The following is a 16679-nucleotide window of genomic DNA, read 5'->3' as shown; positions in this document are numbered from 1 at the left end:
GTTTTACAGCACTACTTTAACTAACTCGTGGGCGGTAAGGTCGCGATAGATATTATCGAGCTGCTCCTGATTTTGCACATTATTCACCTGCACCGTGGCGCTCAAGTAGTTGCCTTTGCTGCTCGGACGGATGCTGACGTGGTGCGCTTGGGTTTCCGGCGCGTGTTTCTGCACGCAAGCGAGCACCGAAGATTCGAACTCCGGATGCTGCCCCCCCATCACTTTGATGGGAAAATTGCAGGGAAATTCGATTAACGAAGTATTGTGTTCAGTCATGGTGTTTCCTCAGTATAGGCCGTCTGAAAGGTTTCAGACGGCCTTATCACTCAAACCGGCAGTATTTTAACGCAAACACGTTGGCCAATCCATTATACTGCCTTGTAAAAGGCCGTTTGATTACCCGCAGTAAAATATCGGCTGTCGAAATTTTTTCAAGGCTTGAAATAGCACTCCACCAGCCCAATGTAGGCGGCAACCCGATAAATAAAAGACCTGCCCGAAACAACCGCAAACACGCCGGATGTTTCAGTAAGTCTTCCAGTAAATGATTAAAGAGACTGAGAATTATGGCTACAGACAAACATATTGAGGAATACGCCGCTCTGGCTACCCTGCCCCTACGCGATGTGGTGGTTTATCCGCACATGGTTCTGCCCCTGTTTGTGGGGCGCGAAAAATCCATCGCTGCGTTGAACCTAGCCATGGACAACGACGAACGGGTGTTTCTGCTTGCCCAGCGCGACCCCAACGACGACGAACCCAATGCCGAAGATTTGCACGAAATGGGCACGGTCGCCCAAATTCTGCAAGTATTGAAACTGCCCGACGGCACCGTGAAGGTATTGGTAGAAGGCGTACACCGCGCCCGTGCCTTGAAAGTAGAAGACACCGGCGAACTGTTTATGGCGCATGTTGAAACCGCCGAAGACACCGATGCCGACAATCCCGACATGGAAGCCCTGCGCCGCACCCTGCTTTCGCAATTCGACCAATTTGCCAAGCTCAACAAAAAGATTCCGGCCGAAGTCATCAGCACCATTCACGCCATCAACGAAAACAGCCGCTTGGTAGATACCGTGGCCGCACATTTGCAGCTTAAACTGGAACAGCGCCAAGAAGTGCTCGACACCGTGAGCATTACCGACCGCATGGAATACCTGCTCGGCCAGCTGGAAGCCGAACTCGACATCATGCAGGTGGAAAAACGCATTCGCGGCCGCGTCAAACGTCAGATGGAAAAATCACAGCGCGAATATTATTTGAACGAACAGGTTAAAGCCATTCAAAAAGAGCTGGGAGAAGAAGACGAACGCGGCGAACTCGAAGCGTTGGAAAAACAGATTAAAGAAGCCGGCATGAGCAAAGAGGCCGAAGAAAAATGTTTGTCCGAACTGAAAAAGCTGAAAATGATGCCGCCGATGTCGGCAGAATCCACCGTAGTGCGCAACTACATCGACACCCTGCTCGAACTGCCGTGGAAGAAAAAATCGCGCGTAAGCAAAGATTTAGCCAAAGCCGATTTGGTTTTGGATGCGGATCATTACGGCTTGGAAAAAGTTAAAGAACGCATTTTGGAATATTTGGCCGTACAAAAACGCATGGACAAAATCAAAGGACCTATTTTGTGTCTGGTCGGCCCTCCGGGCGTAGGTAAAACCTCGCTGGGCGAATCCATTGCCAAAGCAACCGGCCGCAAATATGTGCGCATGGCACTGGGCGGCGTTCGCGACGAAAGCGAAATCCGCGGCCACCGCCGTACCTATATCGGTTCGATGCCGGGTAAAATTCTGCAAAATATGGCTAAAGCCGGCGTGAAAAATCCGCTGTTTTTGCTCGATGAAATCGATAAACTCGGCAGTGATTTCCGCGGCGACCCCGCCAGCGCACTGTTGGAGGTACTCGACCCCGAACAAAACAATTCGTTTGCCGACCACTATGCCGAAGTGGATTATGATTTGAGCGACGTTATGTTTATCGCCACATCCAACAGCCTCAACATCCCGCCCGCTTTGCTTGACCGTATGGAGATTATCCGTCTTTCAGGATACACCGAAGACGAAAAAATCAACATTGCCATGCAATATTTAGTACCCAAGCAAATGAAACGCAACGGCGTAAAAGAAGGCGAATTGGTTATAGACGAGAGTGCAGTACGCGGCATCATCCGCTACTACACCCGTGAAGCAGGTGTGCGCTCGCTCGACCGCGAAATCGCCAAAATCTGCCGTAAAGTCGTGATGAAAATTACGCTGGCCGAAGATAAAAAAACCACCGCTTCCGGCAGAGGCCGTCTGAAAACCAAAGCCGTGAAGGTTGATGAAAAAAACCTGCACGAGTACTTAGGCGTGCGCCGTTTCGATTACGGTGTTGCCGAAGACGAAAACCGCATCGGCCAAGTAACCGGTTTGGCATGGACTGAAGTCGGCGGCGAATTGCTCACCATCGAAGCCGTCGCTTTGCCCGGCAAAGGCAACATCATCCGCACAGGCCAACTTGGCGACGTGATGAAAGAATCTGTATCCGCAGCATGGAGCGTCGTACGTTCGCGTGCCGAAGCCGTGGGCCTGTCTCCCGACTTCTACGAGAAAAAAGACATTCACGTCCATGTGCCCGAAGGTGCTACGCCGAAAGACGGTCCCAGTGCAGGTATTGCCATGACTTTGGCCATGGTATCGGCTTTCACCCAAATTCCGGTACGGGCCGATGTAGCCATGACCGGCGAAATCACCCTGCGCGGAGAAGTATTGCCCATCGGCGGTTTGAAGGAGAAACTGCTGGCTGCACTACGCGGCGGCATCAAACATGTGCTGATTCCGAAAGACAATGTTAAGGATTTGGAAGAAATCCCCGACAATGTGAAAAAAGGGCTTACCATCCATCCGGTGAAATGGATCGAAGAAGTGCTGGCATTCGGCTTGGAACGCCAGCCCGAACCATGGAAAAACGAAGAAGCGCCCACTGATTCGTCATTGGCTAAATCAGGCCGCAAGTCAAGCGTAAAGGCAACCAAACACTGATTTTGTTGGAATCTGTTGTAAAAGATGCGGGTGTTGTAAAGAAAGCTTTAAAAAGCCCGATACTACGCATCTTTTTGCTTGACACGTTGATTTTAGGCTTGCTATAAAGTCGGCAGATGTACGGATTTGTACCTAAACGCCCGATTTTTAGGGGTTTCATTATTTCAAACGATAGAAAGGGACTTAATTGTGAACAAGTCTGAATTGATTGAAGCTATTGCCCAAGAGGCTGATATTTCTAAAGCTGCCGCAGCCAAAGCTTTGGACGGTATGACCAATGCCGTAACCAATGCCTTGAAAAAGGGCGACACTGTAACCCTGGTTGGTTTCGGTACTTTCTACGTTGGCGAACGTGCCGAGCGTCAAGGCCGCAATCCCAAAACCGGCGAACCTTTGACTATCGCTGCAGCAAAAACACCTAAATTCCGTGCCGGCAAAGCATTGAAAGATGCTCTGTAATTGTTGACGGATCAGCTTTTCTATTTCAAAAAGCAGGCTATATGCCTGCTTTTTTGTTATCCTGATTTAATCAAATTATCGTTTTATCAACATAGTCAATCAACTTCACTTTTCTTCTAGAGTTGCTGCGCTTTAACTCAAAGAGAACGATGTACGCCGCTCAAGCGGCAGTAGAATCGGTTTCGTGCTATCTGCACTGCCTGCTACCTTGTATTAAAATAAGTTGATTCACTATATATACATACATTTTGATTTTCCAACTCAATCATCGAAAGAGCAAAGCTGCACAGTATATGGAAAGGCTGTTACAATGTGCATCGAAATTCCTGCTGGAAAATAAATCCGTTTAAAGCCATACTTTATCAACCAGATAAACTCCGGATTTTATATTCCTTGATCACTTTAAATTCCATTACAACCACCATTTTAATGCCATGTTTGTAACAGTAGAAAAATATAAAACACCCGCCAAAATTTTGTTGGGTTTGATTGCAATCACATTCGTAGGCTTCGGAGTCAGCACCGTTTCCGCTCCCGGTTCCGATTATATTGTGAAGGTAGGCGACCGAAAGGTTAGCGAATTCGACTTGAACACAACTTTACAGAATTTACAGCATTCGGGCGGAGCATCGGAATCCCGCGAAACTGTTTTCCAAGCACTGTTACAGCGCACTTTATTGGCTGAAGGCGCCGAAGAAATGGGTTTTGCCGTATCTCAAGAGCAATTGAAACAAAATATTGTGAATGACCGTACATTTCACGATCAAAACGGCAAATTCAGCCAAAACCTGTTTAATCAATATCTAAGCCAACGCAACCTTTCGGAAGACCAATATATCGACCAACTCAAAAGCGAATTTGCCGTACAGCATCTTTTAGCTATGGTAGGCGGCGGCGTATTGGTTAGCGATGCACAAGCCAAGCAGATTATTAATGCCGCTCAGGTTGAGCGCACGATACGCACCATAACATTTACTCCTGAGGCTTTTGCTGCACAGGTGAAGGTAGATGATGCGGCCCTTAAAAAACATTATGATGCCAACAAGAAAAACTACCTTGTTCCTCAAGCGGTTAAATTTGAATATGTGGCATTGAACATTCAAGATCTGGCTGAGAAGCAAACCATCAGCAACGAAGAGCTGAATAAGGCACTCGAACAAGTTGTGCCTGCGCGTGAAATTGCGCATATTTTGTTTACCGTAGCAAAAGATGCACCAGAAAACGTGCGCGCGGCAGCCAAAACAGAAGCTGAAAAAGTATTGGCTCAAGTGAAAGCCAACCCTGCCAAATTCGCCGCATTGGCAAAACAGCATTCCCGTGACGAAGGGTCGGCAGAGAACGGCGGTAATCTCGGTTATTTGCCTAAAGATGGCGGCTTGTTGAAAGAGTTTGAAGATAAAGCATTTTCACTTGAAAAAGGCCAAATTAGCGAATTGGTTCAAACCGATGCCGGCTACCACATAATTACCGTATTGAATATTCAAGATATCGAAAAAGAAAAGGCACGCATCGAAGCCGAGTTGAAGCAGAAAAAAGCCACTTCGGCATTTAATGAAGCCAAAGAAAAACTGACGGAAGAAGCATTTAATCACCCCGACAGTTTAACCGAAGTGGCCAAAAAATTAGGTTTGAAAGTCGAAGCGCCCGCAGATTGGCTAACAAGAGAAAACGGTAAAGCTGCCGGTATGCCCGATGCACTCATCAATACCTTATTCAGTGACGATGTCATTAAGAAAAAACACAATTCCGAACCGGTAACTGTTGGCGACGGGTTGATTTGGGTTGTGCGTGCGAAAGAAGTTAGAGAGGAATCCACTCAAACATTTGACCAAGCCAAAGAGTTTGTGAAAACAGATTACATCCGCGCCGAAGCGGGCAAACTGGCGGAAACAAAAGCCAACCAAGCTTTAGCAGATGTTCAAAAAGGCAAAACAGCAGGTTTGACGTGGTCGCCGGTGTCGCAAATGACAGCCGAACAAGCGCGGAAGTCGATGCCGCCTGAAGCGTATGCCCAATTGGCAAAAGCCCGCCCCGCTCAAGGCAAGCCGGCTTATGCCTTGTTGTCCAACCTGCCTGCACCGGTATTGGTAGAGGTTCAAGCCGTTAAAGTGCCCGACAACATTACACAAGATCAAATCAAGGCAATCAAGCAGACCATCGGTCAAGCTCAAGGTGCGAATAATCTCGATGTTTTAATCACTTATCTCAATTCAACGATTAAGCAAACTCAAGGCGCACAAAAAGTGAATACTCAGCAAGAATAAGTGCGTTGTAATATTAAGACGGGGCAGATTAAACAATCTGCCCCGTCTTTTTTGAAAGAGATTTCTTTTTTGAAAGAGATTTCTTTGGTCGGCTTTTTAATACATATCGAGCCCTTTGCAAAACCCCATTTACGGCGTATTTCTGCGTTGCACACTGCCCGCTCTTTTGCCTGTCGTTTCATATATCTGTGCTCGCTGTGCTGCTACGCCTTAAACTGCATCCGTATCCGAAGATTCTAAAAGGTGTCAAAATATGCTTAAACAATCGTTTCGACTCAAACGTTTCTTTCAGACGGCCTCGAAGCCTTTACCCGGATAGCTTAAAGCTTAAGCATGACGGTTGATTTTATCTTCTTGAATAGGCAGATTCAGCAAGGCTGCAGCAGCTGCCAGAGCCATGTCGGCATACCACATCCAACCGTAATCACCGAAAGCAGTAATGGCCTTGCCGCCGAGATACGCACCGAAAAATGCACCGATTTGGTGTGAAAGCAAGGTTAAGCCGAACAACGTGGCCAAATAACGCACACCAAAGCGTTTACCGACAATGGCGGCGGTAGGCGGAACGGTTGCCAGCCAAGTCAAACCCAATCCCGCGGCAAACAGATAAAAAACGGTATCGGTGCGCGGCAGCAGCAGATAAACGGCAATCAAAGCAGCGCGCGAGCCGTACATCCAAAATAAAATATATTTGCTGCGGTAACGGCCCACCGCCCAACCTGCGGCCAAACTGCCTGCTACGTTCGATAATCCGATAATCGCCAGCGACCAAGAAGCAACGGAAGGCGGCAATCCGCATAATGCCACTTCGGTCGGCAAATGGGTAACGAGAAAAGCGATATGGAAACCGCAAGTGAAAAAACCCAAATGCAGCAGAATATAACTTCGGTCTTTAAAAGCGCGAACCAGCGCCTGTTTGAGCGTTTCGCCCGTATGCCCGGTTGCGGCTGCCTGTTGCGGCTTAGCCGAGCCCTCGCCGCGGGTCAGCAAACGGGAAAGCGGAATAATCAGCATGCTGACGGCGGCCAAAACATACATGGTTGCGCGCCAACCGGCGGTCGGCAGCAGAATCAATCCCTGCACCAAGGGTGAAAACAAAAATTGGCCAAACGACCCGCCCGCATTCACCACTCCGGAAGCGGTGCCGCGCATTCGTGCGGGAACTTTGTTGGCAACCCGGCTCATCAAAATCGAAAAACCGCCTGCACCCGAACCGAAAGCAATCATCACACCCATAGTGAGCGCAAGCCCCCATACACCGGGCACCCACGGCACCAGCAAGCACCCCGCTACCAACAGCAACGTGCCCCACAACAATACCGGCCAAGCACCGAAGCGGTCGGCCAATGCACCGGTAAGCGGTTGGGAAACGCCCCACATCAACTGGGTGACCGCAATGGCAAAACTGATATCGGCAATACTGAGCGGTGTATCGCGTACCATGGGCTGCATAAACAAGCCCAGCGACAGCCGTATGCCCGAAGTTATCATCAACACGGCTGCCGCGCACATGATTACCAACCACGCCAACCGCAAGTTTTCGGAATGATGCTGCATCACGTTGGTGTTCTCTTCTCTATCAATATTGTTATGGCAAATAAACTTATTTTTGATACAAGGCAGCAATGCCTTAGCAGAAATAAGTTTATTTGCAATATAGGTTCGACATACTGCCGGCATTTATATAGCAGGCCGTCTGAAAAAACAAGCGGATAGCGGGAAAGCGCATCTCCGCCCTGTTGTAACCGAAAGAAACCGTTATTCCCCACAACGCTGATGTCGTGCCGGTTAAAATGCCTTTTTTACGGTTGCCTGCTTTGCCGTTGCTGTTGAAAATGAGCGTCCGACCTACGGCTTTCACTTCTAATGCTCTATATATTTTAAAGGCTTATTGCTTCAAAACCTTTATCTTCAACCAAGCCCTTAACCGCTCGTTTACATATTCTTTACAACTACACAAAATTACACTTATACTGATTCGGCAGCCTGCATATTGCTATGCAACCTGATATGTCATACCCAAAGGCAGCCGAAACAGAACACACGGAGCCATGCAGTATGGCATATCCAGTTGAACGGCCACGCTTTGAATAAGTGCAGGCTGGCTGACCAAGCTGTTTTTTCATAACGTTTCAACAGGACAAAAAAGATGACTCCTGACAACCAACAACGCCCGGACAATATCGAGCTGCTGAGCGCACAAGCGCCGATAACCGATTTCCGCGGCCTGATCACCACCATTATCGCAGCCGTAATATGCTTCGGCATTTACCACATTCTTCCTTACGATGCCGTTGCCAACAAAGGCATAGCCGTGCTGCTGTTTGTAGCGATTTTGTGGTTTACCGAAGCGGTTCATATCACGGTTACCGCTTTGATGGTACCCGTGCTGGCGGTGCTGCTCGGCTTTCCGGAAATGGATATTAAAAAAGCCATGAGCAGTTTTTCCGACCCGATTATCTATATTTTCTTCGGCGGTTTCGCTCTGGCAGCCGCACTCCACATGCAGCGTCTCGACCGCAAAATCGCCGTATGGCTGCTGTCGTTATCGGGCGGGAACATGAAAGCCGCCGTGTTGATGCTGTTCGGCGTAACCGCATTTTTGTCTATGTGGATCAGCAATACGGCCACTGCCGCGATGATGCTGCCGCTGGCCATGGGCATGATGGACCACTTGGATAAAGAAAAAGAACGCAAAACCTATGTATTTGTGTTGCTGGGTATCGCCTACTGCGCGAGTATCGGCGGCTTGGGCACCATTGTCGGCTCGCCGCCGAACGCGATTGCCGCCAAAGCCTTGGATTTGGATTTTGCCGGCTGGATGAAAATGGGCTTACCCATGATGCTGCTGATTCTGCCGTTGATGCTGTTTGCCCTGTATATCATTTTGCGCCCCAACCTCAACGAGCGCGTTGAAGTCAAAGCCGAACACATTCCGTGGACACTGCACCGCGTGATTGCCATGCTGATTTTTATTTCTGCCGCCGTAGCGTGGGTATTCAGTTCAAAAATCAAAGCAGCGTTCGGTATCGCCAGTCCCGACACCGTTATCGCCCTTACCGCAGCCGTGGCCGTGGTGGTATTCGGCGTAGCCCGCTGGAAAGAAGTTGCGCGCAATACCGACTGGGGCGTGCTGATGCTCTTTGGCGGCGGCATTGCCTTGAGCAACCTGCTGAAAGTTTCCGGCGCTTCCCTTGCTCTCGGCCAACAGTTGGCCACCGCATTTGTGTTGGCTCATCCTTTGGTAGTGATTTTTGCCGTGGCCGCCTTTATTATTTTCCTAACCGAATTTACCAGCAATACCGCTTCTGCCGCGCTGCTTGTGCCGATTTTCGCCAGCATCGCCACCCAAATGGGTTTGCCTAAAGAAGTGTTGGTATTTGTAATCGGCATCGGTGCATCGTGTGCATTTATGCTGCCGGTTGCCACCCCGCCGAATGCCATCGTATTCGGAACCGGTTTGATACAGCAAAAAGAAATGATGCGTACCGGCGTGCTGCTGAATGTGCTGTGTATCGTGTTGGTAGCTGCTTGGGCGTACGCGTTTTATGTTTGAGCAAACAAGCGCGTATAGCAAATAAACTGCTTCTGCTACGGCCTTGCTGCCTTGTATCAAAAATAAGTTTGTTTGCTGCAAAGCCTGCCGTAAAACGCAAAGGCCGTCTGAACATTGTGTTTTCAGACGGCCTTAAACATTTTTCATCGTTTATAAATATTTTTTGCCCATTCCGATCACCCTAGCCTTATTGCAGCCTAATGGGTTTGCATATCAAGCACTTGCGTAAATCACCCAACCCGCCGCACAATAGCAACATACAACCCAACCTGCGGTCTGACTTTGAAAACAGAAATGTCACGATAACGGCTTATTCTGCTGGGCCATACGCCTACATAACGGTATGCGCCGTTTATTACACATGATAACATTACGCTTTCAGACAACAGGCCGTCTGAAGCCATTATCTTTTTTCAGACGGCCTTTCAGCCGATCAGTCAGGATACATTATGGATGAATTAATCAAAGAAGCCGCCCTTCATTTTCACGAATACCCCAATCCCGGCAAAATCCAAGTTGCCCCCACCAAACCGCTGGCCACACAATACGACCTTTCGCTGGCTTACTCGCCCGGCGTAGCCGCTCCGTGTATGGAGATTTATAATGACCCGCTCGCTTCTTATAAATACACCGCACGCGGCAATTTAGTGGCCGTGATTTCCAACGGCACCGCCGTATTGGGTTTGGGCAACATCGGCGCATTGGCCGGCAAGCCCGTTATGGAAGGTAAAGGCGTTCTGTTTAAAAAATTCGCCGGCATCGACGTATTCGATATCGAAATCAACGAAACCGACCCCGACAAACTGGTTGAAATCATCGCTTCATTAGAGCCTACGTTCGGCGGCATCAATCTTGAAGACATCAAAGCACCCGAGTGCTTCTATATCGAACAAAAACTGCGCGAACGCTGCAACATCCCCGTATTCCACGACGACCAACACGGCACGGCCATTATTACCGCTGCCGCCGTACTGAACGCGCTGCGCGTAACCGAGAAAAAAATCGAAGACGTTACCCTCGTGTGCTCAGGCGCCGGAGCAGCCGCCATCGCCTGCTTGGATTTGCTGGTAGCCTTGGGCATGAAGCGCGAAAACATTACCGTATGCGACTCCAAAGGCGTGATTTACACCACCCGCGAAGACCGCGAACGCATGGACGAAAGCAAAGTACGTTATGCCGTTCAAGACAACGGCCAGCGCGTATTGGCCGACGCGGTTAACGGTAAAGACATTTTCCTCGGCTTGTCCGGCCCCAACGTATTGAGCACCGACATGCTCAAAACCATGAACACCAGCCCGATTGTGTTCGCTCTGGCCAACCCCACCCCTGAAATTTGGCCGCCCGAAGCCAAAGAAGCCCGCCCCGACGTGATTATCGGCACGGGCCGTTCCGACTTCCCCAATCAAGTCAACAACGTATTGTGCTTCCCGTTTATTTTCCGCGGCGCATTGGATGTGGGCGCAACCACCATCAACGAAGAAATGAAGCTCGCCTGCGTTCGCGCCATCGCCGACTTGGCCTTGGCAGAATCCAGCGCGGAAGTGGCCGGTGCTTACGAAGATGCCGACCTGACTTTCGGCCCCGAATACCTGATTCCCAAGCCTTTCGATCCGCGTCTGATTGCCAAAATCGCCCCTGCCGTGGCTCAAGCCGCTATGGATTCCGGCGTGGCCACCCGCCCGATTACCGACATGGATGCCTATGTTGAAAAACTGACCCAGTTCGTTTATAAAACCAGCCTGTTCATGCGCCCGATCTTTAACCAAGCGCGCAAACAAATCAAACGCATCGTACTTACCGAAGGCGAAGACGAGCGCGTGCTGCACGCCGCACAGCAAGTGGTATCGCAAAAACTGGCCTTCCCTATTTTGGTCGGCCACCGCAAAATCATCGAAGAACGCTTGCAATCTCAAGGCTTAACCATTCAGCCGGGTAAAGATTTCGACCTGATCGACATCAGCGACAACCCTTATTTTGAAGAAAGCTGGAAAGAATACTACCAACTGCGCAAACGCAAAGGCGTTACCGAAGAAATGGCACGCCGCCGTATGCGCGCAAACAGCACGCTGATCGGCGCATTGATGGTGCGCCTCGGCCATGCCGACGGTATGCTCTGCGGCACAATGGGGCGTTTTTACGACCACTTCAATATCTTTGAAGAAGTAATCGGCTACAACAACCCCGAAAACCACGCATTCGCCATGAACGCGCTGATTTCAAACAAAGGCAACTTCTTCATTGCCGATACCTACATCAATGAAGACCCCGATGCCGAGCAGCTGGCCAAAGGTACGCTGATGTGCGCCAAAGAAATGAAACGCTTCGGTATCAAACCGAAAGTGGCTTTGGTATCGAATTCCACTTACGGTTCGCGCAAAGACAAAGATGCCATCAAAATGCAGCAGGCATTGGAAATGATTCGCGAAATTGACCCTAATCTGGAAATCGACGGCGAAATGCAGGCCGATGTGGCGATGGACGAAGAAATGCGTAAGAGCATTTTCCCCGAAACCACCCTCACCGGCTCGGCCAATCTGTTGGTGATGCCGAACGTAGAAGCAGCCAATATCAGCTACAACCTTCTGCGCGTGAATGCAACCAACGGCATTACCGTCGGCCCGATTCTGATGGGCATGAACAAACCCGTGCACATCGTTACGCCGATCTCTACCGTGCGCCGCATCGTAAACATGATTGCGTTAACGGCGGTGGATGCGCAACGCCAATAAGGTTGGGTTGTTAATCTTTTTACTGCGGCACGCCATATTGAAAGGCGTGCCGCAGTAAAAGCAGGAAACGACCAATATTTGAACAGCAAAAATCCGGCATGGTATCAACCGTGCCGGATTTTTTTATGCTGAAGCTTTTGCACAATTCAGATAAACGCTCAAACGGGGCTTAAAAAGCTTTGAGGCCGTCTGAAAACCTGTTACGCGAGTTTTGCTAAAGAGAACTTTGTGAGTTTTTCTAAAACGCTTTTAAAACTGTAAAAAACTTTCATAAGGGCGGACATACCATCCGCCTTTATATATTGTGCGAACATAAACATTTGAAATATTTACCTATTATCCAACCAAATAATGCTCGCCATCCGGCCGGTTTGTTTTTCACGACGGTAAGAAAAGAAAGTTTCGCGTTCGAGCACGGTGCAATGATTGCCGCCGTAAATCATGTTTACGCCTTCCCGCTGTAAAACCAATCGGGCAAGGGCGTAGATATCGGCAAGATATTTGTTGTCGCCTATCGGCTCGAAGGCCCGCGATGCTTCGTGGGTTTGGGCGCAGAATACGTCGAAAACATCTTGCCCCACTTCAAATGCATCGGGGCCGATGGCGGGGCCGAGATAAGCCATGATTTCAAGAGACGGCACATTCATGGCCGCGATGGTGTTTTGTAGAACGCCGCCGGCCAAACCGCGCCAGCCCGCATGTGCGGCAGCAACCACGGTGCCCGCTTTGTCGCAGAACAACACGGGTAGGCAGTCGGCGGTCATGGCGGCGCAAGCGGCGGAGGCCGTTCGATCAACGGCGGCATCGGCATCCGGGGAAACGCCGATATGCTCGGCGGCCTGAACAACTGTTGTGCCGTGAATCTGATTCAGATACACCACCGGCACGCCCACATGTGCCTGAACGGTTTCGCGGTTATGCCGCACATGTTCCGGGCGGTCGCCGACATGGCTGCCTAAATTGAGGCTGCGGTATGCACCTTCGCTGATGCCGCCGTTGCGGGTGGTGATTAAAGTGTGCACGTTGGCGGGTGCCGGCCATTCGGCTTTGAAAAACGGTGCATTACCGTGCGGCTGTAAACCGATGGCGGCGTTTAGATCAAAGGGGTTGTTCATGGGCATACCTTTCAGACGGCCTGAAGCCTTTGGGCTTTATTGTTCTTTGCCGCAGCAGGTTTTGTATTTTTTACCGCTGCCGCAAGTGCAGGGATCGTTTCTGCCGACTTTGGCGGTTTTGTTGCGTATGGTTTTCGGTTTGTTTTTAATGCTGCGCCAATAGTAATAAATGTCGAGCAACACATGCGGCAGCTCGGATTCGAGCTGGGTGAGTTCCTTATCGGTAAGATGGAGCAAAACTTCGCCGTTGTCGTCTTCATCATAGATGCCGCCCAAGGCCATGATGGGATAAAACAAATCTTCAAACTCTTCATTGTTCACGGCCTCAAACCAATCGGTAGGCACCACATCCAAAGCATAAAGATAAGCATTGCACCAAGTATGGAAATCGGGGTTTTCGGCTTCGTCGTCATACAGCCACAAATCGGGCAGCATTTTTTCTTCGAGCTTGGTGTGCATATCCATCACCAAAGCGAGAACCAGCGATTCGATTTCTTTTTGCTCGTTGTGCGTGAACAGATTTTCGTCGCCCATCACTTCGGGCAGCCATTCGCCCGTGTTGAGCGCATCGGGGCCGGTGAGCAGCGCCATCATATAGGCCTGCACCTCGTCGCAGCGCATGGTGGCATGGGTTTCTGCTTTTGCGTCAAGCAGTTCGGAAAGTCTTTGGCGGGAAGCTTCATCAAACATGGTGGTTCCTTGTGCAGCGCGGCATGAGGCCGTCTGAAATAATAGAATAATCGATAAGCGGTTATCGGGCAGAATATAATCTTTGGCGCATCTGTTCAAACAAACATACGGTTGCCGCCATAGCAACGTTCAATGATTCGGTTTGCCCGAGCATAGGAATTTTGACGCAACCGTGCACATGCCCGAGCATTTCGTGGCTGACACCGCTGCCTTCGTTACCGAACACCCACGCGGCAGGCTCACCCAAACGCATTTCATAAAGATTATGGTTGTTGGTTTCAGAAAGTGCGGTCGCCCAAATATTGCCGCCGATGTAGCGGCGGCTCCACCCGGGCAAATCGACGCGGTCATAAATATTCAGCAAAAAATGCGCGCCCATGCCGGCACGCAATACTTTCGGCGCCCATACGTCGGCGCAATCGCGGCTTAACACCAATTGTTTGACACCGGCTGCCGCCGTGCTGCGCATGATGGTGCCGACATTGCCGGGGTCTTGCACGCGCTCCAGCACCACGCAATCGCCCTCGGTAGGTAAGGCCGTCTGAAACGGGATATCAATTAACGTCATCAAGTCTTCCGCTTCGGTCAGGCCGGTGATTTTAGACAAAATGCCTTGTGATACCCATGTAAGCGCATCGGGCGGCAGGGTTTGCACGGCTGCGCGGATTTCCGGCAGGTCTTTTTTGGCTTCGGGAATATAAACCTGCAAAGGCTGCCCTCCGCTGTCTAAATAGGCTTGCAGAAGATGCACGCCTTCCAGCACCGTTTGCCCGTGCAGGCGGCGGAATTTGGCTTGGCCAAGCAGTTTCGATACATGTTTCAGCTGTTCGTTTCGTGCAGAAGTAATCAGTTTCATGGGCGGCATTATAATGTTTTTCAGACGGCCTTGCTGCAATGATAGGCCGTCTGAAAAGGCAGGCTTGCTTTTATGTATCAAGCAAAGCTGTTACACCGGCAATGCAAGCAGCGATTCGAGAACCAAAAAATTTGAGAAGAAAAAACTTACTTGATTTCACCGCAACTTTATCTGTTAGAAAATGGTAATATCCGTTTGCTTGAACGCCAATAAACCATGTCCTGCTTTATGTAAGAATATATAGAGGAATTTTCAATGACCAAACAAATTGCCATTCTGCCCGGCGACGGCATCGGCCCCGAAATCATCGCCCAAGCCGTGCGCGTGTTAGACAAATTGATTTCAGACGGCCTTGATGTCCAGTATCAATACGCCCCGCTCGGTGGCGCCGCTTACGACGAATACGGCCACCCTTACCCCGAATTCACTCAAAAACTCTGCCGCGAAGCCGATGCCGTATTGCTCGGTGCCGTCGGCGGCCCCCAATACGACAATCTCGACCGCCCGCTCCGCCCCGAGCGCGGTTTGCTGGCCATCCGCAAAGATTTAAACCTGTTTGCCAACCTGCGCCCTGCCATTCTGTATAAAGAGTTGGCCAATGCTTCCACGCTCAAACCCGAAGTGGTTGCGGGCTTGGATATTCTGATTGTGCGCGAACTCACCGGCGACATTTATTTCGGCGAACCGCGCGGCATCCGCACACTGGAAAACGGCGAGCGCGAAGGCTTCAACACCATGAAATACAGCGAAAGCGAAATCCGCCGCATCGCCAAAGTGTCGTTTGAAGCCGCACAAAAACGCAATAAAAAGCTGTGTTCGGTCGATAAAGCCAACGTATTGGAAACCACCGAATTGTGGAAAGAAATCTTTACCGAAACCGCTAAAGATTACCCCGATGTAGAACTTTCGCATATGTATGTCGATAACGCCGCCATGCAGCTTGTGCGCGCGCCGAAACAGTTCGACGTCATCTCTACCGGCAATATTTTCGGCGACATTTTGAGCGATCAGGCTTCAATGCTAACCGGCTCCATCGGTATGCTGCCTTCGGCTTCATTGAACGAAACCGGCAAAGGTTTATATGAACCTTCGCACGGCTCCGCACCCGATATCGCAGGCCAAAACAAGGCCAACCCGCTGGCTACGATTTTATCGCTGGCTATGCTCGTGCGTTACAGCCTGAATGACGAAGCACGGGCGAAACAAATCGAACAAGCCGTGCAAAAGGTATTGGAACAGGGATACCGCACCGGCGATATTTTCGAAGAAGGCACGAAACTCGTTTCTTGCTCTGAAATGGGTGATGCCGTTCTGGCTGCGCTATAAAAGCCCGAACAGCTTGAAGTAAAACAATAATCAAAGGCCGTCTGAACCGTTTTATGGGTTTTCAGACGGCCTGAGACCTTTGCAAAACCCTCAAAAATCCTCTAAATTCCCACTCACATCAAACTCCGAGAATTTAGAGGATTTTGTTCATGAGCAGCTTTTTGCACACCGATGCCCTCCACCACATCGAAAAACATCTCGACCGCTTCCCACTCATCAAACTCGACCGTATTCTTGACTGGACACCCATCGAACAATACCTCGCCGGCCGCAAAACCCGCTACGTGCGCGACAACGGCGGCCGTCCCGCCTATCCTTTGCTCTCCATGTTCAAAGCCGTCCTGCTCGGCCAATGGCACAGCCTCTCCGACCCCGAACTCGAATACAGCCTCATCACCCGCATCGATTTCCAACTCTTCTGCCGCTTCGACGACTTCCTCATTCCCGACCACGGCACCCTTTGCCGTTTCCGCAACTGGCTGGCACAAGACAACACCTTGGCCGAACTATTGGATCTGATTAACCGCCAACTGACTGACCAGGGCTTAAAAGTAGAGAAAGCATCCGCCGCCATCGTTGACGCCACCATTATTCAGACGGCCGGCGGCAAACAGCGTCAGGCCATCGAAGTGGATGACGAAGGCGTTGTCTGTGGCGAAACCACCCC

At 50.2% G+C, this 16679-nt stretch carries 12 protein-coding genes; 7 read left to right on the top strand and 5 right to left on the bottom strand.

Going from position 1 to position 16679, the window contains the following annotated elements:
- Window positions 1-3: 3 nt before the first annotated feature.
- Entirely contained in the window at window positions 4-276 is a 273-nt protein-coding gene (locus AKG43_RS02370) for a YbeD family protein (protein ID WP_054598981.1), read from the bottom strand.
- Between the two features lie 290 nt (window positions 277-566).
- Between AKG43_RS02370 and lon the strand changes: the two genes are divergently transcribed.
- From lon to AKG43_RS02355, 3 genes are all read left to right on the top strand, one after another.
- Window positions 567-3017: an endopeptidase La gene (gene lon / locus AKG43_RS02365; protein WP_054598980.1), complete on the top strand. Its 2451-nt coding sequence runs from the start codon at window positions 567-569 to the stop codon at window positions 3015-3017.
- A 189-nt stretch (window positions 3018-3206) separates the two neighbouring features.
- Entirely contained in the window at window positions 3207-3476 is a 270-nt protein-coding gene (locus AKG43_RS02360; RefSeq protein ID WP_054598979.1) for an HU family DNA-binding protein, read from the top strand.
- A gap of 434 nt (window positions 3477-3910) precedes the next feature.
- Entirely contained in the window at window positions 3911-5740 is a 1830-nt protein-coding gene (locus AKG43_RS02355; protein ID WP_054598978.1) for a SurA N-terminal domain-containing protein, read from the top strand.
- Window positions 5741-6067: 327 nt separating this feature from the next.
- Here AKG43_RS02355 and AKG43_RS02350 read toward each other — a convergent pair whose 3' ends face one another.
- Window positions 6068-7297, bottom strand: a complete 1230-nt coding sequence (locus AKG43_RS02350; RefSeq protein WP_054599076.1) for an MFS transporter — start codon at window positions 7295-7297, stop codon at window positions 6068-6070.
- Between the two features lie 592 nt (window positions 7298-7889).
- Between AKG43_RS02350 and AKG43_RS02340 the strand changes: the two genes are divergently transcribed.
- Both AKG43_RS02340 and AKG43_RS02335 read left to right on the top strand, forming a co-directional pair.
- Entirely contained in the window at window positions 7890-9296 is a 1407-nt protein-coding gene (locus AKG43_RS02340) for a DASS family sodium-coupled anion symporter (RefSeq protein ID WP_054598976.1), read from the top strand.
- Window positions 9297-9745: 449 nt separating this feature from the next.
- Window positions 9746-12025, top strand: coding sequence for an NADP-dependent malic enzyme (locus AKG43_RS02335; RefSeq protein ID WP_054598975.1), 2280 nt, complete (start codon window positions 9746-9748; stop codon window positions 12023-12025).
- A 329-nt stretch (window positions 12026-12354) separates the two neighbouring features.
- Here the strand turns inward: AKG43_RS02335 and pgeF are convergent, their stop codons facing one another.
- The 3 genes from pgeF to AKG43_RS02320 form a co-directional block, all read right to left on the bottom strand.
- On the bottom strand, window positions 12355-13140 hold the full coding sequence (pgeF, locus tag AKG43_RS02330; protein WP_082402948.1) for a peptidoglycan editing factor PgeF: 786 nt from the start codon (window positions 13138-13140) through the stop codon (window positions 12355-12357).
- Between the two features lie 36 nt (window positions 13141-13176).
- Complete coding sequence (locus AKG43_RS02325) at window positions 13177-13830, bottom strand: YecA family protein (protein WP_054598974.1); 654 nt, start codon at window positions 13828-13830, stop codon at window positions 13177-13179.
- A gap of 61 nt (window positions 13831-13891) precedes the next feature.
- Complete coding sequence (locus tag AKG43_RS02320) at window positions 13892-14686, bottom strand: RNA methyltransferase (RefSeq protein WP_054599074.1); 795 nt, start codon at window positions 14684-14686, stop codon at window positions 13892-13894.
- Window positions 14687-14941: 255 nt separating this feature from the next.
- Between AKG43_RS02320 and leuB the strand changes: the two genes are divergently transcribed.
- The gene (gene leuB, locus AKG43_RS02315; RefSeq protein ID WP_054598973.1) at window positions 14942-16012 is read left to right on the top strand and encodes a 3-isopropylmalate dehydrogenase; all 1071 of its coding nucleotides are present in this window, start codon (window positions 14942-14944) and stop codon (window positions 16010-16012) included.
- A gap of 149 nt (window positions 16013-16161) precedes the next feature.
- A partial coding sequence (locus AKG43_RS02310) for a transposase (RefSeq protein WP_197273105.1) occupies window positions 16162-16679 on the top strand: 518 nt, incomplete at its 3' end.

It is taken from the genome of Neisseria sp. 74A18 (genome assembly GCF_001308005.1).
Lineage (GTDB): Bacteria > Pseudomonadota > Gammaproteobacteria > Burkholderiales > Neisseriaceae > Neisseria > Neisseria dumasiana.
This window is presented reverse-complemented; position numbering and strand designations above follow the sequence as displayed.